The organism is Natrinema pallidum, from assembly GCF_005890195.1.
In the GTDB taxonomy this organism is placed as follows: domain Archaea; phylum Halobacteriota; class Halobacteria; order Halobacteriales; family Natrialbaceae; genus Natrinema; species Natrinema pallidum.
The window spans coordinates 3,263,747-3,285,369 of record NZ_CP040637.1 but is presented as its reverse complement, the minus strand read 5'-3'; the positions used below and the strand labels follow the sequence as shown (position 1 = coordinate 3,285,369).

The 21,623-nt window shown below is 65.2% G+C and carries 23 protein-coding genes; 11 read left to right on the top strand and 12 right to left on the bottom strand.

Annotation, left to right across the window (positions count from 1 at the left end):
* Positions 1 to 7: 7 nt before the first annotated feature.
* The 6 genes from FGF80_RS16350 to FGF80_RS16325 all read right to left on the bottom strand — a co-directional run bounded on the left by FGF80_RS16350 (position 8) and on the right by FGF80_RS16325 (position 4,305).
* Positions 8 to 1,117 carry an ABC transporter substrate-binding protein gene (locus FGF80_RS16350; RefSeq protein WP_175417048.1) on the bottom strand — a complete coding sequence of 370 codons (1,110 nt, stop codon included), beginning with the start codon at positions 1,115 to 1,117 and terminating at the stop codon, positions 8 to 10.
* A gap of 54 nt (positions 1,118 to 1,171) precedes the next feature.
* Positions 1,172 to 2,029 (bottom strand): ABC transporter ATP-binding protein, encoded by an 858-nt coding sequence (locus tag FGF80_RS16345; protein WP_006184031.1) that lies wholly within the window; start codon positions 2,027 to 2,029, stop codon positions 1,172 to 1,174.
* Entirely contained in the window at positions 2,029 to 3,138 is a 1,110-nt protein-coding gene (locus FGF80_RS16340; protein WP_006184030.1) for a FecCD family ABC transporter permease, read from the bottom strand. Before FGF80_RS16340 ends, FGF80_RS16345 begins: the two co-directional genes overlap by 1 nt.
* A gap of 121 nt (positions 3,139 to 3,259) precedes the next feature.
* The gene (locus FGF80_RS16335) at positions 3,260 to 3,625 is read right to left on the bottom strand and encodes a cupin domain-containing protein (protein WP_006184029.1); all 366 of its coding nucleotides are present in this window, start codon (positions 3,623 to 3,625) and stop codon (positions 3,260 to 3,262) included.
* 181 nt (positions 3,626 to 3,806) lie between these two features.
* The gene (locus FGF80_RS16330) at positions 3,807 to 4,001 is read right to left on the bottom strand and encodes a cold-shock protein (protein WP_006184028.1); all 195 of its coding nucleotides are present in this window, start codon (positions 3,999 to 4,001) and stop codon (positions 3,807 to 3,809) included.
* A gap of 85 nt (positions 4,002 to 4,086) precedes the next feature.
* Positions 4,087 to 4,305: a hypothetical protein gene (locus FGF80_RS16325; protein WP_006184027.1), complete on the bottom strand. Its 219-nt coding sequence runs from the start codon at positions 4,303 to 4,305 to the stop codon at positions 4,087 to 4,089.
* 83 nt (positions 4,306 to 4,388) lie between these two features.
* On the opposite strand from FGF80_RS16325, the gene FGF80_RS16320 reads away from it, so the two are divergent.
* From FGF80_RS16320 to FGF80_RS16310, 3 genes are all read left to right on the top strand, one after another.
* Positions 4,389 to 4,850 (top strand): Lrp/AsnC family transcriptional regulator, encoded by a 462-nt coding sequence (locus tag FGF80_RS16320; RefSeq protein WP_138655177.1) that lies wholly within the window; start codon positions 4,389 to 4,391, stop codon positions 4,848 to 4,850.
* A 294-nt stretch (positions 4,851 to 5,144) separates the two neighbouring features.
* Complete coding sequence (locus FGF80_RS16315; RefSeq protein ID WP_138655175.1) at positions 5,145 to 6,641, top strand: proton-conducting transporter transmembrane domain-containing protein; 1,497 nt, start codon at positions 5,145 to 5,147, stop codon at positions 6,639 to 6,641.
* The gene (locus FGF80_RS16310; RefSeq protein WP_138655173.1) at positions 6,631 to 9,081 is read left to right on the top strand and encodes a DUF2309 domain-containing protein; all 2,451 of its coding nucleotides are present in this window, start codon (positions 6,631 to 6,633) and stop codon (positions 9,079 to 9,081) included. Before FGF80_RS16315 ends, FGF80_RS16310 begins: the two co-directional genes overlap by 11 nt.
* 21 nt (positions 9,082 to 9,102) lie before the next feature.
* Here FGF80_RS16310 and FGF80_RS16305 read toward each other — a convergent pair whose 3' ends face one another.
* Entirely contained in the window at positions 9,103 to 9,822 is a 720-nt protein-coding gene (locus FGF80_RS16305; RefSeq protein WP_138655171.1) for a carbonic anhydrase, read from the bottom strand.
* 133 nt (positions 9,823 to 9,955) lie between these two features.
* Between FGF80_RS16305 and FGF80_RS16300 the strand changes: the two genes are divergently transcribed.
* Together FGF80_RS16300 and FGF80_RS16295 are read left to right on the top strand one after the other, a co-directional pair.
* Complete coding sequence (locus tag FGF80_RS16300) at positions 9,956 to 10,972, top strand: NADP-dependent oxidoreductase (protein ID WP_049907807.1); 1,017 nt, start codon at positions 9,956 to 9,958, stop codon at positions 10,970 to 10,972.
* A gap of 122 nt (positions 10,973 to 11,094) precedes the next feature.
* Positions 11,095 to 11,901 carry an alpha/beta hydrolase gene (locus FGF80_RS16295; RefSeq protein ID WP_138655169.1) on the top strand — a complete coding sequence of 269 codons (807 nt, stop codon included), beginning with the start codon at positions 11,095 to 11,097 and terminating at the stop codon, positions 11,899 to 11,901.
* A gap of 71 nt (positions 11,902 to 11,972) precedes the next feature.
* Here the strand turns inward: FGF80_RS16295 and FGF80_RS16290 are convergent, their stop codons facing one another.
* The 3 genes from FGF80_RS16290 to FGF80_RS16280 form a co-directional block, all read right to left on the bottom strand.
* Entirely contained in the window at positions 11,973 to 12,776 is an 804-nt protein-coding gene (locus FGF80_RS16290; protein ID WP_138655167.1) for an ABC transporter permease, read from the bottom strand.
* Complete coding sequence (locus FGF80_RS16285; protein WP_006184019.1) at positions 12,776 to 13,789, bottom strand: ABC transporter ATP-binding protein; 1,014 nt, start codon at positions 13,787 to 13,789, stop codon at positions 12,776 to 12,778. The genes FGF80_RS16290 and FGF80_RS16285 overlap by 1 nt, the downstream gene beginning before the upstream one ends.
* Before the next feature lie 81 nt (positions 13,790 to 13,870).
* Positions 13,871 to 15,046: a CBS domain-containing protein gene (locus FGF80_RS16280; RefSeq protein ID WP_138655165.1), complete on the bottom strand. Its 1,176-nt coding sequence runs from the start codon at positions 15,044 to 15,046 to the stop codon at positions 13,871 to 13,873.
* Positions 15,047 to 15,299: 253 nt separating this feature from the next.
* Between FGF80_RS16280 and FGF80_RS16275 the strand changes: the two genes are divergently transcribed.
* The 4 genes from FGF80_RS16275 (at position 15,300) to FGF80_RS16260 (ending at position 18,114) form a co-directional block, all read left to right on the top strand.
* Complete coding sequence (locus FGF80_RS16275) at positions 15,300 to 15,533, top strand: MarR family transcriptional regulator (RefSeq protein WP_138655552.1); 234 nt, start codon at positions 15,300 to 15,302, stop codon at positions 15,531 to 15,533.
* A gap of 103 nt (positions 15,534 to 15,636) precedes the next feature.
* Complete coding sequence (locus FGF80_RS16270) at positions 15,637 to 16,167, top strand: 50S ribosomal protein L16 (RefSeq protein ID WP_006182876.1); 531 nt, start codon at positions 15,637 to 15,639, stop codon at positions 16,165 to 16,167.
* Between the two features lie 373 nt (positions 16,168 to 16,540).
* Positions 16,541 to 17,155 (top strand): hypothetical protein, encoded by a 615-nt coding sequence (locus FGF80_RS16265; protein WP_138655163.1) that lies wholly within the window; start codon positions 16,541 to 16,543, stop codon positions 17,153 to 17,155.
* A gap of 89 nt (positions 17,156 to 17,244) precedes the next feature.
* Positions 17,245 to 18,114: an ATP-grasp domain-containing protein gene (locus tag FGF80_RS16260; protein ID WP_006184015.1), complete on the top strand. Its 870-nt coding sequence runs from the start codon at positions 17,245 to 17,247 to the stop codon at positions 18,112 to 18,114.
* A 29-nt stretch (positions 18,115 to 18,143) separates the two neighbouring features.
* On the opposite strand, the gene FGF80_RS16255 is transcribed toward FGF80_RS16260, so the two are convergent.
* Both FGF80_RS16255 and FGF80_RS16250 read right to left on the bottom strand, forming a co-directional pair.
* Positions 18,144 to 18,545, bottom strand: coding sequence for an Hsp20/alpha crystallin family protein (locus FGF80_RS16255; protein WP_006184014.1), 402 nt, complete (start codon positions 18,543 to 18,545; stop codon positions 18,144 to 18,146).
* 147 nt (positions 18,546 to 18,692) lie between these two features.
* Positions 18,693 to 19,706: a type II glyceraldehyde-3-phosphate dehydrogenase gene (locus FGF80_RS16250; RefSeq protein WP_006184013.1), complete on the bottom strand. Its 1,014-nt coding sequence runs from the start codon at positions 19,704 to 19,706 to the stop codon at positions 18,693 to 18,695.
* A 235-nt stretch (positions 19,707 to 19,941) separates the two neighbouring features.
* Between FGF80_RS16250 and FGF80_RS16245 the strand changes: the two genes are divergently transcribed.
* Together FGF80_RS16245 and FGF80_RS16240 are read left to right on the top strand one after the other, a co-directional pair.
* Positions 19,942 to 20,898, top strand: coding sequence for an aminopeptidase (locus tag FGF80_RS16245; protein WP_138655161.1), 957 nt, complete (start codon positions 19,942 to 19,944; stop codon positions 20,896 to 20,898).
* 119 nt (positions 20,899 to 21,017) lie between these two features.
* Positions 21,018 to 21,599 (top strand): LURP-one-related/scramblase family protein, encoded by a 582-nt coding sequence (locus tag FGF80_RS16240; RefSeq protein ID WP_006184011.1) that lies wholly within the window; start codon positions 21,018 to 21,020, stop codon positions 21,597 to 21,599.
* The last annotated feature ends 24 nt before the right edge of the window (positions 21,600 to 21,623 follow it).

The following is a 21,623-nucleotide window of genomic DNA, read 5'->3' as shown; positions in this document are numbered from 1 at the left end:
CGGTCGGTCAGAAGTCGCCGTTGACGATGTCGCCGACCCGCTGCCGGTCGAACAGTTCGTTCTCGACGCCGTAGACCTGTTTGGCCGCTCGTTCCGTGACGACGAGGTTCGTAATCGGGCCCTGATAGAGGGGGCCACCACGGTAGACATCACCGTTCTGGACGGCCGTCAACTCGCGTGCGGTGTCGTCGTTTTCCATCCGTGAGACGACCGCCTCCTGGAACTCCGTGGCGGTCTTGTCCTCCTGTCCGCGGAACAGGATGATTTCGGGATCGATCTCGAGGAGCGTTTCGTAGTCGACCTTCCCGCGCGTGCTGTGGAAATCGCGCACGTCCGTGTTGGCGAACGCGTCCTTGACCTGGAGGTCACGCCACTGCTTGAAGCTCGTCCCGTCACCGATCAGGTATGGGGAAAACGATTCCATCTCGTTCTCGCCGGCCCACATGATCGCGACCTCCGGTCGGTCGCCCTCGGACGGGACGATCTCCTCGACGTTCGACTGGAACCCGTCGTAGACCTCGACGAACGCCTCGTAGCGTTCGGTTTCCTGGAACACCTCGGCGAGTTTCCCGAACGCATCGTACAGCGACAGGTAGCGATACTCGTCGTGCCACGGGTAGCCGGTCGAGAAGATGCTGTTCCCGAAGAACGGCCCGATATCGTTTTCGATGTCTTCGACGTCGCTTTCGCTGACGTCGTCGCCGAACCGGTTCGTCAGGAAGTTGGGATCGATGACGTGGACGTCTCCGTCCATTTCGTAGAACGTCTCCGGATCGACGCCGTCGTCGGAGATCCGCGTCATCCCTTCTTTATCGACGCTGACGTCGGGAATCTCGTCGTAATACTGCGTGTGGTATCGGGACGGCAGCCAGACACCTTCGGGCGGATCCTGTCCCAGTGCGATCCCCATGTCGGCCCAACTCCCGTTGTTGGCGACCCACGTTTCCGGGACCTCCGGGAACCCGACTTCGCCGACCGGCGGCATCGATACCGTGTATTCGATCTCGTCACCGGACGATCCGAGGGAATCGAGACAGCCGGCCATCGTGCCGACACCGGCGATCGCTCCTCCCGTCCGAAGCACGTGACGTCTCGTTACGCTGCGTTCGTCACTCATTGTTGTTTAGGCTAGCCTAAAAATACAAAACTGTTCCGACTGCCGACGGCCCGGTCACCGATCGGGGAGCGCTCGCTTGGGGAGGACCTGCAGTTCCGGTTCGTATTCGACCGTGGCTTCGATGGCGAATACGTCGGCGAGCAACTGTTCGGTGACCACCTCCTCCGGCGGTCCCCAGTCGTACAATTTTCCGTCGTGCATGGCGACCAGGTAGTCCGCGAAGCGGGCCGCCTGTGCGATGTCGTGGAGGATGACTGCGACGGTGACGCCCTTCTCCTCGTTCAACTGGCGGATCGTCTCGAGGACGCGGAACTGGTGGTGGACATCGAGAAACGTCGTCGGTTCGTCGAGCAGGAGGACGTCGGTGTCCTGTGCCAGAACCATCGCGATCCAGGCCAACTGTTTCTGCCCGCCACTCAACTGGCCGAGTTCGGTGTCGCGGATCTCGTCGATTCCGGCTAGCTCGATCGCTCGTTCGACGGCCCGATGATCCGCCTCATCGGCTCCGTCGAAGAACCCCCGGTGCGGGTAGCGACCGTGATAGACGAGGTCTTCGACGGAGATCGAACCCAGCGAATCGTTTTCCTGCGAGAGGACCCCCAGTTCGCGGGCCAACTCCTTCTGACTGAACGAGTCGAGGTCCTCGCCGTGTATCCGTACCGTTCCGGTGTCCGGCTTGAGGTGGTTCGAGAGCGCCTTGAGGAGCGTACTCTTTCCGCTGCCGTTCGGTCCGACGAGTGCAGTGACCGCTTCCTCGGGGATGTCGAGACGAGTGCATTCCACGACGGTTCCGTCGCTCGACGGATAGCTGAGTTCCAGTCCGTCGCCGACCAGGGCGCTCTCGATTGCGATGCCGTTGTCGTCGGTGATTTGCGTTCGTTCCCGGTCCGTATTCCGCTGTGTGCGTGCCATTATAGTTCACCCATCGATTGCTGTTTCCGCATCAGATAGAGGAAGTACGGGCCGCCGATCAGGCCCGTTACGACGCCGACGGGCATCTGTGTTCCGCCCATCGCGAGCCGGGCACCAACGTCGGCGGTAACCATCAGTGCGGGGCCGGCGAAGACGCAGCCGACCATCAGCCGTCGGTAGTCGCCGCCGACCGTGTTCCTGACGATGTGGGGAACGACGAGGCCGAAGAAACTGACGACGCCGGCGACGGCAATGGCGACACTGGCAGCCAGAATGGCGACGCCAGAGAGGAAAAAGCGCACCCGTTCGACGCGCATACCGAGTGATCGGGCGGTGTTCTCGCCGAGCATCAGAACGTTCAACTGGCGCGCACCGGCGAGCGCGATCGCGATCGCGATAATTGCCGGCAGGATCGCGATTCTGACTTCCTCCCATCCGGTACCCGTCAGCGAGCCCGTGATCCAAGCGATCGCCGTCTGGACGACGCCCAGATCGTCCGCGAAGAAAAACAGCCCTTGCTGGAGCGACTGGAAGACCATGTTGACGATCACGCCCGCGAGGACGAGTCGAACGGGACTCGTTCCGCCTTTCCACGCGATCGAGTAGACGAGTCCGAACGCGAGAGTTCCCCCTAGAGTCGCGATCAGCGGGAGGAAGGGTGCGAAACCGCTGAACACGACGAGGGTCGCCAGTACGGCGAACCCGGCACCGGAACTGACTCCCAGAATAAACGGACTCGCCAGTTCGTTTCGTGTCACCGCCTGGAAGATTGCACCCGAGACCGCGAGCGTCGCACCGGTAATGATCCCGACGAACACTCGCGGGAGCCGGAGGTTCCAGACGACGATACTGTTGGTGCTCATGTCCGGCCGCTCGGTGCCGAACAGGAACGATACCCAGGCATTGAGGTCAAAAATCACCGCGGGGTTGAACACTGCCTTCCAGGCCTCGAGAACCGTCATCGAGTACTCTCCGAAACTCACCTGTATCAGGCCTGCAACGACCGTGACAACCATACTCATCAGACAAAAGAGGACGAGCGTTCCCGTTATCCAACTGTCCCGCTGTTCAGTCACCGCGTTCGCACCGACCGACTCCGCTCCTGCCATCTTTCTTTAGGTATACCTAAAAGCCGTATAGTAGTTGCGGTCCAGTGACGCTATGCTAGTGGCCCGCGGGACACGACCGCGGTCTCGGACCGATTCCGGTCGGCGCTCGCCCGCCGAGCCCTCACTCGAGTAGATCGATCTCGTCGTCGCCGTGTGGAACCGCACAGATGAACGCGCCCGGGTCGTCGCCCTCGTTTCGGTACCAGTGGACCGTCCCCGCGGGGAGCAACAGCGAATCGCCCGGTTCGACCTCGTACTCCTCGTCCTCGATTCCGACCGTGTACTCGCCCGCGAGGACGTACTGCTCGTGTTCGACCTCGTTGGTGTGTTTCGGTACCTCGGCACCGGGTTCGAGAACGAACCGGCGCATCGCGAAGTTCGGTGCGCCGTGGTCGTCGGCGAGCAGGACGCCCTTCTCGAGGCCGTCGGCGGCGGCGACCGTCTCGTATTCGATCTCGTCGCCACGCCGGAGCAGCGGCTCGGTCATATCTGAGAGTGAACGCCGCGGCTCCTAAAAGTGCTGTTCCACCGTCAGTGCCGTCGCTCAGGGAGCTAAAATACTGCAGTCAAGTGCCGATACCGTTACGAATCGATGGCTCCAACTGAAACGCTTCCTCCGCTCGCACGGTTGTGTGAGCGGTGTACAGTGGTTTCAGTTGCCACCAGCCTTACAGGCGCTCGACGTTCGTCGCGCGCGGGCCCTTGGGGGCCTGCTCGATGTCGAACTCGAGCTCCTGTCCTTCCTCAAGGTCCGGGCCGCCGATGTCTTCCATGTGGAAGAACACGTCGTCGTCCGCGTCCTCAGTCTCGATGAATCCGTAGCCGCCAGTGTCGTTGAAGAAATCAACGGTTCCTTGCGCCATTGCTTCTAAAGAGAACGCCCCGGTAGATATAAAGCCTGCGACTCGTTGTGACCGCGCCGATCGTCCGCATTCGGCTCGTACGACCTCAGATGCTGTCGCCGTCCTCGAGTCGCTGGACCGAAATAGCGATGAAGTACACGAGCATGAACAGGAAGAAGCCGCCGGTGAGTCCGACCAACTCCACCGTTCCCACGCCGTCGGGGTTGAGCGCGGCAAAGGCCGCCAGCCCGACGACGAACACGGCGATGATGAAGCCGCCGACGGCGTAGTAGAAGCCGATATCCGACTCGAGTCGTTCGCGCATGCCTGTCCCTTTCGGCTCCCAGTATAAGTATTCGAAGCCTCGGGAGCCGAAGTACCTTATAGCGGCCGCGGCAACGAACGCGTATGGCGGAGTACGAGCTCGACGCGGTCGACCGGGAGATCCTCTATGCATTACAGGAGGAAGCGCGGAACCTCTCCTCGAGCGAGATCGCCGATCGGACCGACGCCTCCTCGAGCACGGTCCGCAAGCGCATTCAGCGACTGGAGTCCGAGGGCGTCATCAAGGGCTACAGCGCGAACATTGACTACACGAAATCCGGCTATCCGATCCGGATGCTGCTGTTCTGTACGGCACCGATCCCCGATCGAGGGGCGTACATCGACGATCTGCTCGAGGTTGCGGGCGTCGTCTCGGTGCAGGAACTGATCACGGGCGAGCAGAACCTCCTCGTGACCGTGGTCGTCGAGAACGACAGAGACGTCACGCCGATCGCACAGCAGATCGCGGACATGGGACTGACGATCACCGACGAAGTACTCGTACGCAGCCACCGATCGACCTCGTTCGACGAGTTCTCTTCCTAACGCGACTTGGGGAAGCCGACCCCGACGAACGACTCGAGTCCGGACTCGCGGCCCTCGTATCGACAGCCGGAGGACGCCGCATGCGTGTCACCCGAAAGCCGCCGGCTCGGCGCTCGAACGGGCGGCTACGAACGTCGTGATGTTCTGCCTCGCCGAACGGCGAACGATTTGTTCGAACCGAAGGCTATAATAACCGCTCTGTTCACATATGGGTTAGATGCGACCGGTTGCGCAAGTGTTGCCGAGAACGACACGTCGCGACGGGACCGATCCCGTGCTGGTCGACTCCGAGACATGACTGAGGACACAGCAACGATCGACGACGATATCGCACAGCGCCCCGAACCGACGCCGCCGCGTTCGGCCGTGCCGCGAGCGTCGACTTGGGCGGTCTGGACGCTCTTTCTGGCCAGCTTCGTGGTTCTCGCGCTGACGGTTCGAGGGGGGGCCGGCTGGGAACTCTCGCCGTTCCTGCGGATCGACGGACTGACCGCGGTCATGTGGGTCGTAGTGACCTTCTTCAGCGGGATCGTCCACAGCTACTCGCGGCGCTACATGGCCGGCGACAGCGATATCGATCGCTTCTTCGCCCGCGTCCTCGGGTTCACCGTCGCCGTCATGACGATGACCGCGGCGAACCACGTCGCGCTGTTCGTGGCCGCGTGGCTGGCGATGGGCCTGCTGATGGCCTCGCTGATCGGCCACGTTCGCGACTGGTCCCAGGCCCGGGCCGCCGGCCGCGTCGCCCGCCGGTACTTCCTCGCCAGCAGCGCATTGCTGGCCGGCTCCGTCGCGGTGCTGGTCTGGGCGACCGGTGCGACGACGCTTACCGGCGTTCTCGAGGGGGTGTCGGGGGTCTCGCGGCCGGTCGGACTCGTCGCCGCCGCGGGGATCGTCCTCGCGGCCGTCATCCAGTCGGCGCTCTTTCCCTTCCACAACTGGCTGCTGTCGTCGATGACGGCCCCCACGCCCGCGTCCGCCCTGATGCACGCCGGGTTCGTCAACGCGGGCGGGATTCTGTTGACCCGATTCGCACCGTTGGTCGGCGATCGACTCGTCGTGATGTCGGCGATCGCCCTCGTCGGCGCGGGCAGCGCCCTGCTCGGACAGGCGATGATCCTGGTCCAGACGGATGTCAAGCGCAAACTCGGGTGCTCGACGATCGCTCAGATGGGCTTTATGATACTGCAATGTGGGCTCGGCTTTTTCGCCGCGGCCATCGCCCACCTCATCCTGCATGGCTTCTACAAGGCGTATCTCTTCCTCTCGTCCGGGGCGGGCGTCGAGCGTGCGGCTCCCAAAGACGCGGGGGATACCGAACTCGGCTTCTCCGGGATCGCCGTCAGCCTCGTGACGGCCGTCGGCGGCGGCGCGCTCTTTGGCGTCCTCACCGGGAAGGCGACGAGCCTGACGCTGAACAGCGGGATGATCCTGACGCTTGTCGTAGTCCTGACGACGCTAACCGCGGCTCGGGACATCCTCCGGCGCTCGACCTTGCCGACGGCGGTCCGGTTCGTCAGCGTCCCGCTGGTCGTCCTGACCGCCATCGGCGGCTACGCCGTGCTGTTCAACGCCGTCTCGTCGATGCTGTCCGGCGTCCCGATGACCCACGTCTCGACCGAGATGACCCCCGTCCACTACCTCGTCGTCGCCCTCTTCGCCGGGGCCTACCTCGTCGCGGAACTGGGCTGGTACCGCTCCAGCGAACGCCTCTACGTCGCCTTGCTGAACGTCTCCCAGCCCGATCCGTCGACCGTCCTCACCGCCAAGGAGGAGTACAATGACGCGTAAGGAATCACACGCCGACCGTCGCATCGAGGAGCACATCGACCGCGCGGCCGACCGCATCGGTTCGGTCTGGCCGCTGCACTCGTTCGTCACGGCCAACCCCCTCTCGGGGTTCGAGGACGAACCGTTCCACCGGGCCGTCGCGGAAGCCGAGGAGCTGTTCGGCGGCCGGGGCTACCCTCACCCGTCGGTCTTCCGTCGCGCCTGGGAGTCGGGTCGCATCGAGTCGGGGGCGCTCCGGACGGAGCTCGCGGCCCACGGGATCGACCGGGAGCCCGAGACGCTCCTCGAAGAACTGGCCGAGACCGAAGCGGAGCGTACGGCCGCCGACCCCGACGACGCGACCGAGACCGTCGATCGGGTTCTCTCGAAGTGGCTTGCGGCCTTCCTCGACGAGGGCCGAGCCAAGTGGCCGATGCCCAACCGCGAGGACGGGTTCTATCAGGCCTGGCGCGCGGTGGCCCCCCACGACGCCGACGTGCCCGGCCCCGCCGACGCCGACGACCTCCCCGAGACGGCCGTCGACGCGCTCGAGTCGGTCCTCGACGACTACCCCGAAGGGCGCTGGGTCGAGATTCTCGAGGCCCACCTCGCGGCGCTGCCGGGCTGGAGCGGGTTCGTCAAACAGCGGACCGACGACGGTGCCGATCCGTGGCAGGCGGAGTATCCGATCACACTGGCCCAGTACCTCGCGGTGCGGCTAACGCTCGCGGACCTGCTCGACGCGCCGATCGAACTCGACGCCGGCCGCGAGACCGACGGTGACGACGCCGACGAGGTTCCGCTGCCCGAAATCTGGCTAACTGCCTGGGAAAAGAGCTACCGCGAGCGGCTCCTCGACGGGATCGACGACGCCGTGACCGATCCCGCGAACGCCGACAGCGGCGATCGGCCGGCCGCCCAACTCGTGTTCTGTATCGACACCCGATCGGAAGTGATTCGCCGCCACATCGAGGCGCAGGGGCCCTACGAGACCCACGGCTACGCGGGCTTTTTCGGCGTTCCGATGCGCCATCGCGGCTACGAGGCCGCGGCCGACACCGACGCCTGCCCGCCGATCGTCGACCCCGAACATCGGATCGTCGATCGGGCCGCCGACGCCGAGCCGGCCGCCGCCCGCGATCGCTGGACCGGGCTCGCTACGGCCGCCCGCAACCACTTCACGACGCTCAAATCCAACCTCGTCGCCGCCTTCACCTTCGTCGAGGGAGCCGGCAGCGCCTACGGGTCGGCGATGACCGCCCGGACGCTGTCACCGTCGGCGATCGCGACGCTCGAGTCCGCTATCGCGGACCGCGTCCCGAGCGTCCCGGAAGTCACCGCACCCGCCGTCGACTACGACGCCTACGACGATCACGACCACGCCGACGGCGACCTCCCGCACGGGCTGAGCCACGAGGCGAAAGTCGAGTACGCTCGGAACGCCTTCGAACTCATGGGCTGGACCGAGTTCGCCCGGCTGGTCGTCTTCGCGGGTCACGCCAGCGAGACGACGAACAACCCCTTCGGCTCGAGCCTCGACTGCGGGGCCTGTGCCGGCAACCCCGGCGGACCAAACGCCCGCGTCCTCGCGGCGATCTGTAACGACCCGGACGTCAAGGCGACGCTCCGCGAACACGGGATCGATATCCCCGAGGACACCGTCTTCCTCGCGGGCGAACACAACACGACGACCGACGAGATCACCCTCTTCGACGACGACGTACCCGAGAGCCACCGCGAAGATCTCGCGTCGCTCCGTGCGGACCTCGACAGCGCCCGCGCCGGGGCCGCCGCCGAGCGCACCGCGTCGGCCGACGGCGAGGCGGCCGTCGACGAAGTCGAGCGCAAGGCGGCCGACTGGGCCGAGACCCGCCCCGAGTGGGGACTGGCCGGCAACGCCTCGTTCGTCATCGGCCCGCGCGAGCTGACCGCCGACCAAGACCTCGACGGCCGCGCGTTCCTCCACTCCTACGACTGGACCGTCGATCCGGACGGCGACGCCCTCGAGGCGATCTTCACGGGCCCGCTCGTGGTCACGCAGTGGATCAACAACCAGTACTACTTCGCGACTGTCGACAACGCCGCCTACGGGAGCGGCTCGAAGGTCACCCAGAACCCGGTGGGTAACGTCGGCGTCGTCCAGGGCAACGGCGGGGATCTGCTGACCGGCCTTCCGCTGCAGTCGCTCAAGCGCGACGACGAGCGCCCGTTCCACCAGCCGCTGCGCCTGACCGCGGTGATCCACGCGCCGCTCGAGCGCGTGACCGAGATCCTCCGCGACCACGAGGACGTCCGGGTGCTCCTCGACAACGGGTGGATCGGCGATCTGACCGTCGTCGATCCCGAGCAAGACAACGAGCCGTTCCGCTACGCGGGCGACCTCGAGTGGACTCGCGAGAGGGCACGGGCGACGGGTCCGGAGCGGACGACGCCGGTCGCGGTGTCGACCGCCGACGACTGAGCCTGAGCCCGGCCGTCGCGGTCAGTCGTCCGCCCCGTCGCCGTACAACAGGCTCTCGACCGCCGACTCGTAGCCGTCCGGCACCAGTTCGGCGAGCGCCTCGGGCGCGGTCTCGCCGTCGACGGTGACGAGGTAGGTTCGCCCGGGTCGGTCGCCGTAGACGCCCTGAAAGTCGTAGACGAATCCGTAGGCGTCGACGCGGTCCGGAACGGCGTCGGCGTCGCCGAGCGATCGGACCTGATAGCCGACGTTGTACTCGACGAGTTGGTTGATCACGGTGTCGTCGGCTGCCTCGCGATCGATCCGGTCGCTCTCGAGGGCTGCCTCGACGACGGGGATGAGCATATCGACCCACTTATCGACGCCCCGCGGCCCGGGCGGGTCCGCGCCGGTCGCGACCTGGTAGGCGGCAGTAACGGCACCGCAGCCGGTGTGCCCGACGACGGCGACGGCGTCGGTGCCGGTGTGGTGGATCGGATAGAGGACGCCGCCGTCGATGATCCGATTCCCGCCGTCGTCGTCCCAGACCTGATTGCCGATGTTGCTGGGCGTAAAGACCGTCCCAGGCCGATCGACACCCCACATCCCCTCGTGTGCGACCCGCGAGTCCGAACAGCAGACCGCGACGACGCTCGGGTGCTGGCCCGTCTGGACGTCGGCGAAGTAGCCGTCCGGCAGCGACTCGACGTGGCGGCGGTTCCCGGCGAGCAGCCGCTCGAGGATCCCGCGGTCGGTTCCCATACGGGATCTACACGAACGGTGATGAAAAAGGTTCGAGCCCGCCGAGGCCGCCCGGCTGATGCCGCTCAATCTCCTCGACGACGCGAAGTTCCGCGAGCCAAATATACTCGTGTGGGCGCGACAATATCAGCATATGGCAGAAACCAGACAGTGGCGACTCGCCAGCCGTCCAGTCGGTGAACCGACCGCAGAGAACTTCGAACTCGTCACCGTCGAGCGCCCCGAACCGGACAACGGGGAGGTCCTCGTCAAGACGCTGTATCAGTCGGTCGATCCGTACATGCGCGGGCGCATGCGGGATGCGGAATCGTACGCCGAGCCCTGGGACGTCGGCGACCCGATGAAAGCCAGCGTCGTCGGCGAAGTCCTCGAGTCGAACGCCGGCCAGTTTTCCGCGGGGGACATCGTCACCGGCGAACTCCTCTGGGCGGAACACGCCGTCGCGGACGCGAACGAACTCCAGCGGGTCAACCCCGATCACGGACCGATCTCGACGGCGCTGGGCGTCCTCGGGATGCCCGGCGTGACGGCCTACTGGGGCCTGAACGATGTCGGTGACCCGAAACCCGGCGACACCGTCTTCGTCTCCGCGGCCGCGGGCGCGGTCGGCTCCGTCGTCGGCCAACTCGCCCGCCTGTCGGGTGCGCGAGTGGTCGGTACCGCCGGGAGCGAGGCGAAGATCGACTGGCTCACCGACGACCTCGGCTTCGACGCCGCGATCAACTACAAGGACACCGACGACCTCGCCGCCGCGGTCGACGAGGCCTGTCCGGACGGCGTCGATGTCTACTTCGACAACGTCGGCGGCCCCATCACCGACGCCGTCTGGCCCCGGCTGAACGTCGACGCTCGCGTCGCCGTCTGCGGCCAGATCGCACTCTACAACGAGACCGACGTGCCGACCGGGCCGCGAAAGCTCGCCAAACTCATCGAGTCCCGCGCGACGGTCGAGGGTCTGCTCGTCAGCGACTACCAGCCCCGGTGGGGTGAGGCGCTCGAGCGACTCTCGACGTTCGTTCGGAACGGCGACGTACAGTACCGCGAGAACGTCGTCGACGGGTTCGAGAACGCCCCCGACGCGTTCCTCGGACTGTTCGAGGGCGACAACATCGGGAAGCAACTGGTCAAGGTCGCCGACCACGACGAGTAGCGCAACGTGACTCGAGGCCGCCGAGAGCCGCGGGTGGCTCCCGTCGCGGCCGGCCAGGCGATGTCTCGGACGCTGGTATCGCGATCGTAACGACAATCCGTTGTGCCGAGTGACCGGCTCGTATGGTCGTTTCCGAGCCGGAGTCGATCTCGCTCCCCGACGGTCGGACGCTGGCGTTCGCGACGTACGGCGATCCGGACGGCAGGCCGCTGGTTTTCCATCACGGAACGCCCGGCTCGTCACACCTCGGAGCGTTGCTTTCGGACGCCGCCCGCGCTCGCGGCGTTCGCGTGATCGCGCCGAGTCGGCCCGGATACGGGCGGTCCGATCCGAACCCGGACGGGACGTTCGAAACGTGGGCCGGGGACTGTCGAGCGCTCATCGACGCCCTGGGACTCGAGTCGGTCGCGGTCGCCGGATTTTCCGGCGGCGGTCCCTACGCGCTGGCCGTCGCCATACATCACGCCGACCGGATCGCCGATGTCGGCGTGGTCGGTGCACCGGTTCCGGCACACGGAGGCGGGCCGTTCGGCCCGCTCGTTCGGCTCCCCCGTCTGCTTGGCCTCGCGTTCCGGTTCGGCGCGGTCGTCGCCCGACTCCGGGGCGATCGAGCCGTCGTCGATCAATTGACCGAACGGTCCGTCGACGACGAGACCGTCCGCATCGTCGGACGCGATTTCCGCGTCGGACTGTCGGCCGGTCCGTCCGGCGCAGTCCGCGAGAGTCGCGCGCTTGCGACGGAGTGGTCGCCGTCGCTCCCCGACGGCGGCGTGACGGTATGGCACGGGCTCGACGACGAAAACGCTCCGATCGACCCGGTTCGAACTGCCTACGAGGACCGGCCGTCCGTCACCCTTCGCGAGATCGACGACGATCACCTGGGGACCCTGTGTTCGGTCCGTGACGAGGTCGTCGGGCTGGCCGAGTAATCGAACCGAGGGACCGCGGCCGCCGATGGGTACGAGGGTCTCGTCGCCGCTGAGCGTGATGGTCGGCCCCCTCAGTCGGTCAATCCGTAGCCGATCTTGAACAGGTAGACGTCGACCGCCATGACGAGGAGCGTCCCTGTCGTGAGCACGCCCAGCGAGACCAGCGGCGCGAAGTCGGCGTACGGACCGGGGAGGATGCCGACCCCGATCAAATCCGAGTGGCCCAGCAGTCCGAACCGGACGCTGTCGACCATGTAGACCATCGGGTTCAGCAAGGAGAGATTGATCTGCCAGGTCTGCTCGAACGTCTCGAGGGAGTAGAAGACCGCGCCGAAGAAGACCAGGGGACGGAGGATAAACTGGTTCATCACGGTCAGGTCGTCGAAGTCCCGTGCGACGAGCCCGCCGATGATACCGAGGCCGGCGAACAGCGCCGTGATGACGATCATCGTCGCAACGAGAAACAGGCCGTGTTCGATCCCGATCGGGACGAACAGCCGGCCGACGGCGGCGATGATGATCCCGACGACGAGGCCCCGAACCGCGCTGGCACCGACGTATGCGACGACCATCTCGACGTACGACAGCGGCGAGGTCAACGTCTCGTGAATGTATTCGTTCCATCTGCCGTGGAAGATCGAGAACGAGGCGTTCTCGAACGCGTTCGAGATCGCGCCCAGAACGACGAGCCCCGGCACGATAAACAGGATGTAGGGATAGCCGGCGATTTCGTCGATCCGGCCGCCGAGAATGACGCCGAAGACGGCGAAGTAGAGCACGTTCGTAATCGCCGGCGGCATGAACGTGTTCTTCGGCCGGCGGACGAACCGCAGTATCTCGCGGCGAAAGAGCGCGCGGAAGCCGACCGAGAGCATCAGGCGACCCCCTCCTGCTCTCGTTCGCCCTCCCGTTTGCCGTTCGCCGGCGGCTCGTCATCGCCCGCGCTCTCCGCCGAGGACCGCGTCACCGTCCGATCCTCGCTCCGAGTGAGATCCACGAAGATCTCCTCGAGCGACGTCCGCGTGATCTCGAGGTCGGCGATCTCGTGACCCATCGCCTCGAGATCGTTGAGGAGCCGCGGCGCGGTCGCCCCACCGTCGTCGACCCGTACCTCGAGGCGGTCGCCGGAGACCGTCGTTTCGTGTGCGTAGGGCCCGAGGTCCGGTGTGGCGGTCGGCGCGGACGCGAGGCGCACGGCGATGGTGTCGCTGCCCCGCTCTTTCAGTTCGTCGGGGGTCGCGACGGTCACCTTCCGCCCCTCGTTCATGATCGCGACCCGGTCACAGAGGCGTTCGGCCTCCTCGATGTAGTGCGTCGTCAGCAGGATCGTCGTCCCTTCCTCGTTGAGTTCGGTGACGAGGTCCCAGAGGTCGTGGCGCAACTGGACGTCGACGCCGGCGGTCGGCTCGTCTAAAATGAGCAGATCGGGTTCGGTGACGAGGGCTCGAGCGAGCAGCAGGCGGCGTTTCATTCCGCCGGAGAGCCAGTCGAAGCGCTCGTCGCGTTTGTCGTAGATGCCGACTCGCTTGAGGACGTCGTCGGCCCGTTCGGCGGCTTCGGACGCCGGGATTCCGTGGTAGCCGGCCTTGTGTGTCAGCACCTCCTTGATCGGGAAAAAGCGGTCCACGTTGAACTCCTGGGGTGCGAGCCCGATCGCGTCGCGGGCCTGTTGGTAGTCGTCCTCGACGTCGTGGCCGAAGACCCGCGCCTCGCCGCCGGACTTGCGGACCAGCCCGACCAGCGTGTTGATAAAGGTCGTCTTTCCCGCGCCGTTGGGCCCGAGCAGGCCGAAGAACTCGCCTTTCTCGACGGTCAGCGAAAGTTCCTGCAGGGCGCGCAGATCGCCGTACTCCTTCACGAGATCGACGGTCTCGATGGCCGGTGGCATCGATGCAGTATCGGCCCCGACTACGGTTAAACCGTTTGTTCGCAGAACTTTCCGCCCCAAGACGTGCTCGCGAGTGAGCTCTCAGTCCGCGGCTCGCGGTTGGCTGGTGGGGGCAACCGCACCGCTTTGCTGGACAATGTCGAAGGCGGTCATCACGTCGGTCCGCGAGATCAGTCCCACGAGGTCATCGTCGTCGACCACGAGCAGGCGGCCGATATCGTGGTCCCGCATCCGCTCGATGGCGGTCATCGCATCGGAGTCGGGCGAGATCGTCTGCAGGTCGGTCGTCATCACGTCTTCGACGGTGTAGGCCTCACGTTCGACCGGCTCGACCTCGCGGGCGTCGGTCAGCGTCACGAGGCCGATGAGTCGTTCGCCCTCGAACGCATCGGCGTCGACGACCGGATAGCCGGTGTGGCGTTCGGTGAACATCCGCCGGATCAACTCCGCGACCGTCGTCTCCGGATCGACGATATGGAGATCGCTCGCGGGCGTCATGATGTCGCCGACGGTGACGTCCTGAAAGGCCGCCTTCATCGTCACCTGCTGGGCCTCGCTCGAGGCGGCAATGTAGACGAAGAAGGCGACGCCGATGAGGATGATGTTGAGCGAGAACAGTCCGAACAGTCCCATCAGGACCGCGAACAACTTCCCGATGCTGGCGGCCTGCTGAGTCGCCTTCGCGTAGGGTTGATTGCGAGCAAGCAATGCCCGCAGCACTCGGCCGCCGTCCATCGGGAACGCGGGAAGCATATTGAAGAACGCGAGCGCGATGTTCAGGACAGCAAGGTAGCCGAGGACGAACCGTATGCCACTGAGGCTCTCGGGGGTGACGATGAAGAGCGCGTAGACCCCGACGCCGACCAGAATGCTGACGATCGGGCCGGCGACGGCGATGTTGAGTTCCTGTCGCCAGTCCTCGGGCATCTCGGAGAAGGCGGCGATGCCGCCGAACAGCCAGAGCGTGATCGAGTCGATCGGGAAGCCGTATCGTTGGGCGGTCAGTGAGTGACCCAATTCGTGGAGGACGACGCCGACGAACAGGCCGACCGCCGCAGCCAACCCGAGTAACAGCGGCGTCATCCCGCCGCTAATCGACCCGATATCGATCCCCGCCGCTAGCCCGTCGTTCAGTATCCCCGCGACGTCCTCGATCTGTGTCCCGATGAGGTACGCGAACAACGGGAGCACCAGTAGGAACGTCAGATCGAGTTTGATCGGAATCCCGAACAGGGATCCGATCCGAAAGCTCCTCATGGACATTGGTTTCGGCGGCGGAACCTTAAATACGCCGCCGGGTCCGCCGAGCGGCCGGCCGTTCGGCGGCCGGAACCGCGTGTCGGCAGTTCCGATGTCGTCTCCGGCGGCGTTCGATTCGATCGCGATCCGTGCCAGGCTGTGATGACGGTCCCGAGTCGCCCACTATGGAATTTTAACACAATACTATATACTAGCGTCTATATTCCCTCTCCACCATAGAGTTATACGATAGTTCGTGGGCCGTGGAGATCTGCTGACGGAAACCGCACAGACGACCGATCGAATCGACCACCTCCCGACCGAACTCGACTCCGCACAGAGCAAGCTCGTCTACCTCTCCCTCGAGGCGACCGGCGGTGCCACGGTCACGGACCTGAGCGACGGTCTGAACATGCGGAAACTCGCTATCCTGAGCATCCTCTCCTCGCTCTCGAGCGCGGGACTGATCGAGCGGACCGGGTCCGCGTACGTCCCGGCGAACTGAACGCTCGCCCCGGGAACCGGGCCGTCGGCCCCGCCATCGACTCGACGCGGCGCTTCGAAGCCTTTATCCGCTCGGTGGGCTTCCGTTTTCGTAAGTAACCACCATGTCCGACAAACCTGCCTCCATGTACCGGGAGATCAGTAAGCCGGCCTACACGCGCCGCGAATACATTACCGGCATCCCGGGTTCGAAGATCGCACAGCACAAGATGGGCGACGCCCAGGCAAACGCCGAGGACTACCCCGTCCAGATCAGCCTCATCACGGAAGAAGAGGTTCAGATCCGCCACGGGAGCCTCGAGGCCTCGCGCCTCTCGGCGAACCGTCACATGCTGAAAAACGCGGGCGAGAACAACTACAAGATGGTCCTGCGCAAGTTCCCCCACCACGTCATTCGGGAGAACAAGCAGGCGACGGGTGCAGGGGCAGACCGTGTCTCGGACGGGATGCGCCAGGCTTTCGGGAAGATCGTCGGTACCGCCGCGCGCATCGACGCCGGCGAGCGCATCTTCACCATCTGGTGTGACGTCGACGACGCCGAGTTCGCCAAGGACGCCCTGCGGCGCTCCTACAACAAGATTTCGCCGCCGTGTCGCGTCGTCGTCGAGCGTGGCGAGGAACAGCTGATCGCCTAAGAACGAAATTTTACTCTGCGGTCTATCGCGGTCGCAAACCGCCGCGACCGCGATGTCCCTCGGTAAAATTTCGATCAAAAGCACTCCTCCTTCCGTTCGTTCGTCCCTCCAGTCCTCACTCACATCAGTCGTCGGCCCGCTCGTTCGTGCCTTCGGCACTCACTCGCGGTCGATTCGGTGACCCGCCTGCCCTCCCCCGGGTCGTGCGTCTCTCGCGTCTGCTCGAGACGCACTCCCGGCCGCGGCGAATTCGGGTGCTCGAGCGGTTCGCTCGTCTCCGTCCTGCACGCCGCGATCACGCGGGTCTCCCATCCGTTGGTTCGACAGTCGATCAGGCGAAAGAATAACGTGGAGTCGCTGTAGCGTACGGTGTATGAACCGCCGGGGAATCCTCGCCGCTGCGGGAAGTCTGCCCGCGATTTCAGCTGCAGGATGTGCCGCGTTCGAACCCGAATCCGATGAGAAAGACCCACCGAACCCGGTCGTCGAAGAGGTTCGGGTCCCGGTAGTCGAACACGTTGACGCCGACGGCGTTCCGCCAGTCGAGTCGATCGATGCGGGCTCGGACTCGGACCGCGGATTCACCGGGACGTTCGAAAACGCCGGCGACGCCGGCGATGCCGCGATTTCGCTGTACCTCCTCGAGGCGGACGACACCGACGGGGATGTCCTCACGGCTAGCGTTCCCGCTCGCGTGACCTTCGTCCACTTCGCGGCGGGCGAACGGCGTGCCGTCACCATCGACGGCGTTTCGTCCGAGGGGTACGACTCCTACTTCCTCGAGGCGCAGATCGGAAGCGTCGAGGCGGATGTCCGAAACGAGGGCGAGGACGGTCCCGTCGAGATCGCGCTCACCTCTCCGGACGGCGAAACGACGGCCGACCGACGGACGCTCGAACTGGACGCGGACGCGACCGAGACCGTCTCGTTCGAGGGGCCGTTCGTCCGGGAAGCGTACGACGTGCAGGCGGAGGCTGCCGACGAGTAGCGTGGTGACCGAACACCTCTCGTTTCGTTCCCGCCGTCCCGATCGAACCACGAGACACCTTTTTGCACATCTCCTCCCGAGTACCGGGTATGATCGATCTCGCGGTCGCGAACGAGCAGGAGACGTTCGAGCGGATGCGGGAGCCACTGGCCGAACGGGGGATACGCGTTCATCACGTGCCCGTGCGCGAGCGCACGGTCGCGCTCGCGGACCCGCCGTGGGGGCCCGACGACTACGACGTGGGGTTCGTCTATCCGGGGCGGCTCATGGAGGGCGGGGTCGCCGACGCCCTGCTCGAGCTCCCGTGGCTCAACGATCACGAAACGGTGTTAACCTCGCGAAACAAGGCCGAGGTACTGGCGCGACTCGGGCGGGCCGAATTACCGGTTCCGAACTCGGTCTACGTTTCGAACGATGTCTCGGAGGCTGAACTGGCCGCCGTCTTCGAGCAGTTCGAGCCGCCGGTCGTGGTCAAGCCGAACTCGACGACGCGCGGCGTCGGCGTCGCGAAGGCCCACGACCTCGATTCGTTCCTCGGCATCTGCGACTACCTCTCGTTGGTCCACGACTACCGAGCGACCGGCGACCAGTCATTTCTCGTCCAGGAGTATCTCCCGAACGCGACCGACTATCGGGTGATGGTGCTCGAGGGGGAGTACGTCGGCGCGGTCGAGCGACGGCTGCCCGACGAGGCGGTCAGCGAGGGACAGTGGAAACACAACGTCCACCGCGGCGCGGACGCAACGGGCGTTGACCTCCCCGATGCGTGGCGTGCCCTCGCGGAGTCGGTCGCGACCGAACTCGAGATACCCTTCCTCGGCGTGGACCTGCTCGAGACCGACGACCGACTGGTGGTCAACGAGACGAATGCCCGGCCGACGATCGACGAGGAAACGAAGTACGACCCGAACTTCTACGATCGACTCGCGGCCGCGATACGCACCGCTGCACAGGAGTAACCGGAAAAACCACGACCGCGACGGTCCGCTTACTCGAGGCTGATGTCCGAGGACTGTTCGGCGCGGTCGAAGACGACTTCGAGGACGCCGTTGTTGTAGGTCGCGGCGGCGGTGTGTTCGTTGACACGGGTCGGCAGGGAGACGCGCTCGTCGTACTGGCGGTGATCGCTTTCCGCGGAGATCGTCAGGGTCTTGCCGTCGCACTCGAGTTCGATGTTGTTCTTCTCGACGCCGGGGATGTCGGCGACGACGCGGACCTCCTCGTCGGTTTCGTGGATATCGACGTGTGTGTCCATGCCGAATCCGTTATCGACGTTGTTCGAAGAGTCGAAGTTTACGTTCCCGTCCGCACCGTTCATCATCTCGTTCATCATTCGCTCGATTTCGCGGAACAGGTCGTCGAAGGGTTCGTCGCGGTCGTCTCGGCGCATGGAGGTCCCTAGGGTATCCCGTGGCAAAAACTTTCTGTCGTCGCTATACGATCCGGATCGCGTCGCCGGATCGCGTCGAAACCGAACGACGGCGGAGCGGTGCCTCGAACGGCGTGAAACGGATCGGTCCCGATCGGCGGACCGCTGTCAGAGTCCGATACCGAGCGCCTCGTCGGTCGTTGCGATGCTCTCCTCGGCGTCGGCAGCGCCGGTCACGGCGCGGATGGCGTCGACGTTCTCCGGCACGACGTCGCTCTCCTGGTGGATGCCCTGGAAGCAGTAGAAGTCCCGGCCCTCGGTCGAGATGGACTCCGCCCAGAGACAGTTCTCCCAGAGGTCGCCGCGGGGGCGGCCGGCGTCCAGCGCGTACTCTTTGAGTGTCCCGCTGCCGTCGATGTTCATGCGCTCGGGGATCAAGAACAGGCGCGACTCGTCGGCGAACAGGTCACGGACCTCCGCAGCGTCGACGTCTTCCTCCAGGGTGACGTTCAGACTGTGCATGTGCATCAGCGTCGCGGGCACCTTCATCCCGAGCGTGTCGATGTCCAGGTCGGGGAAGATGGTCTCGACGTCCGGGCCGTGGTGAGACGGGATCGTCACCGGGTTCGGGAGGATGTCATTGATCGGGCCGCGATCGGACTGCCCGGGGTCGCCGCCACGACGGACGAGCGTCGCACGGACTTTCTCGACGCCGTACTCCTCGCGCAGGGGGGCGATGACCCGCGAGAGTCCGGTCGTGTTACAGGAGACGACGCGCACGTGGTCGGCGTCGACGGCGTCTTCGAAGTTCGAGCGCGCGTTGAAACTCACGTCGACGAGGTCGGCGTCCTCGCCGCCCTGATAGAGCGCGGGCGTGTCGTACTCCTCGTAGAGGGCCTTGTTCTGCGCGCCGATCCCCGACGGCGTGGCGTCGACGACGACGTCGGCCTCGGCCACGAGGTCCTCGACCGGGCCTGCAATCTCGAGGCCGGCCTCGGCGAACAATTCCTCGCGCTCTTCGACGGCGGCGTAGAGCGGGAACCCCTTGTCGATAGCCGTCTCGGCCTCGAAGTTCGGACGCGTCTTGGCGACGCCCAGTACTTCCATGTCGGGCTGTTGCCGGACCGCATCCGCGACGCGCTTGCCGATCGTGCCGTAGCCGTTGATGGCGACCTGTTGCATATGCTCGGGAGTGGACCACCGAGCGGGATAATCGTTTCGAGCCCTGTCAGCCGATGTTTACTCGGATCGGAGTTTTCGATCGCTCTCGAGGGCGGTTTCGGGGGACACCCTCGAACCTACCTCGCCGACGGTCCCGTGGTGCGGAACCGCGATGGTGGCCCCGCGTTCCAGTTCGGAACGCTTGCGGGCGCGGTCGAAGGGAAGACATATCGGCCCGCTTGCCCGACGTTACGGTATGGCACCACTTCGAGCCGCGGCGGAGACGGCGGTCCGCCAGTGTCTGGGCCTCGAGTCGGGAGAGTCGTGTGCAGTCGTCACCGACGACAAACGCGAACCGATCGGGACGGCGATCTACGACGTAGCGAGCGAGATCACCGACGATGCCGTGATCGTTCGATATCCGCCGGGCGAGACTCACGGCAGCGAACCGCCGGCACCGGTGGCGGCGGCGATGGCCGGGGCTGACGTGGTGCTCGCGCCGACGACCAAGAGCCTGAGTCACACGCGCGCCCGAACCGAGGCCAACGAGGCCGGCGCGCGGGTCGCGACGCTTCCGGGGATCACCGAGGACGTCTTCACGACCGGGCTGGCAGCGGATTACGAGTCGATCGCGGCCCACTGCGCGGCGGTCCGCGAGCAAGTCGACGGAGCCGACGAGATCCGCGTGACGACTGACGCCGGGACCGACATCACGTTCGGTATCGGCGAGCGGGAATGGCTCTCGGACACCGGCATCGTTCACGACCCCGGCGAGATGTCGAACCTTCCTGCGGGGGAGGTCTTCATCAGTCCCGAGACCGCCGACGGCACCTTCGTCGTCGACGGGACGATGCGCCCGCACGGGCTGCTCGAGTCCGACCAGCAGCTCACCTTCGAGGTCGAGGACGGCCTCGTCACGACCATTTCTGACGACGAGATTCGAGCGACGGTCGAGGACGCGGCCGAAGACGTGGGCGACGCCGCGTACAACCTCGCGGAACTCGGCATCGGCACGAACGTCGCCGTCACCGATCTCGTCGGCTCGGTTCTCCTCGACGAGAAGGCAGGGGGGACCGTCCACATCGCCATCGGCGACAACGCGGGCATCGGGGGCGAGACGGAAGCGCCGATCCACCTCGACGGCATCCTTCGCGAGCCGACGGTCGTCGCCGACGGGACCCCTATCGAACTGCCGACGGCGGACGACGCCTGATGTCGGCCCCGGTCGGTCCGGGCTCTCGAGCCGTTGCGTGGGTTGCTGGCGGAACGGCATCGGTCGTTGTTGTGTGATAACCTAGTGGTTTGAAGTGTTACTACCGTGAGTTCGGACCGATGAGCGGTACTCGGGGATACGACATTCAGGGGATCGAGCTCACTGACGACCGCTATACGGTCGAACAGGGGTTCGTTCGGAACAAGTACAAGGCACTCGATGTCGACGGGAACGTCGTTTTACGGGGAAAACAGAAGCTGTTGAAGGTGAAAGAGAAGTTCCCCTTCGTCGACGCCGACGGCAACGAGGTATTCACCGTGAAGGCCGGCGGGATCATCGACATCGCGAACGACTACGTGCTCTCGGATGCACAGACCGGCGAGGACATCGTGATCCTGGACAACGACTACTCGCTGCTTCAGGACACGTGGAAAATCCGCGACGCGACCACCGAAGCGAAGTTGGCCGAGATCAACTCCCGCGGCGCGATGGTGACGGTGGCCCGGAACGTCGTTCCGTTCGGCGGCTGGATCCCCCATAAGTACGAGATTACGGACCAGACGGGCAGTCACGTCGGCTCCATCGAGGGACAGTTCTCGCTGCGCGACCGCTACGAGATCGTCATCGACGACGCCAGTACCGTCCCGAAAGAACCCATCATCGCCGCGGCGATGGTCATCGACGCGATCCAGGGGAACTAGCCGGCGGGGGACGACGACCGGTTC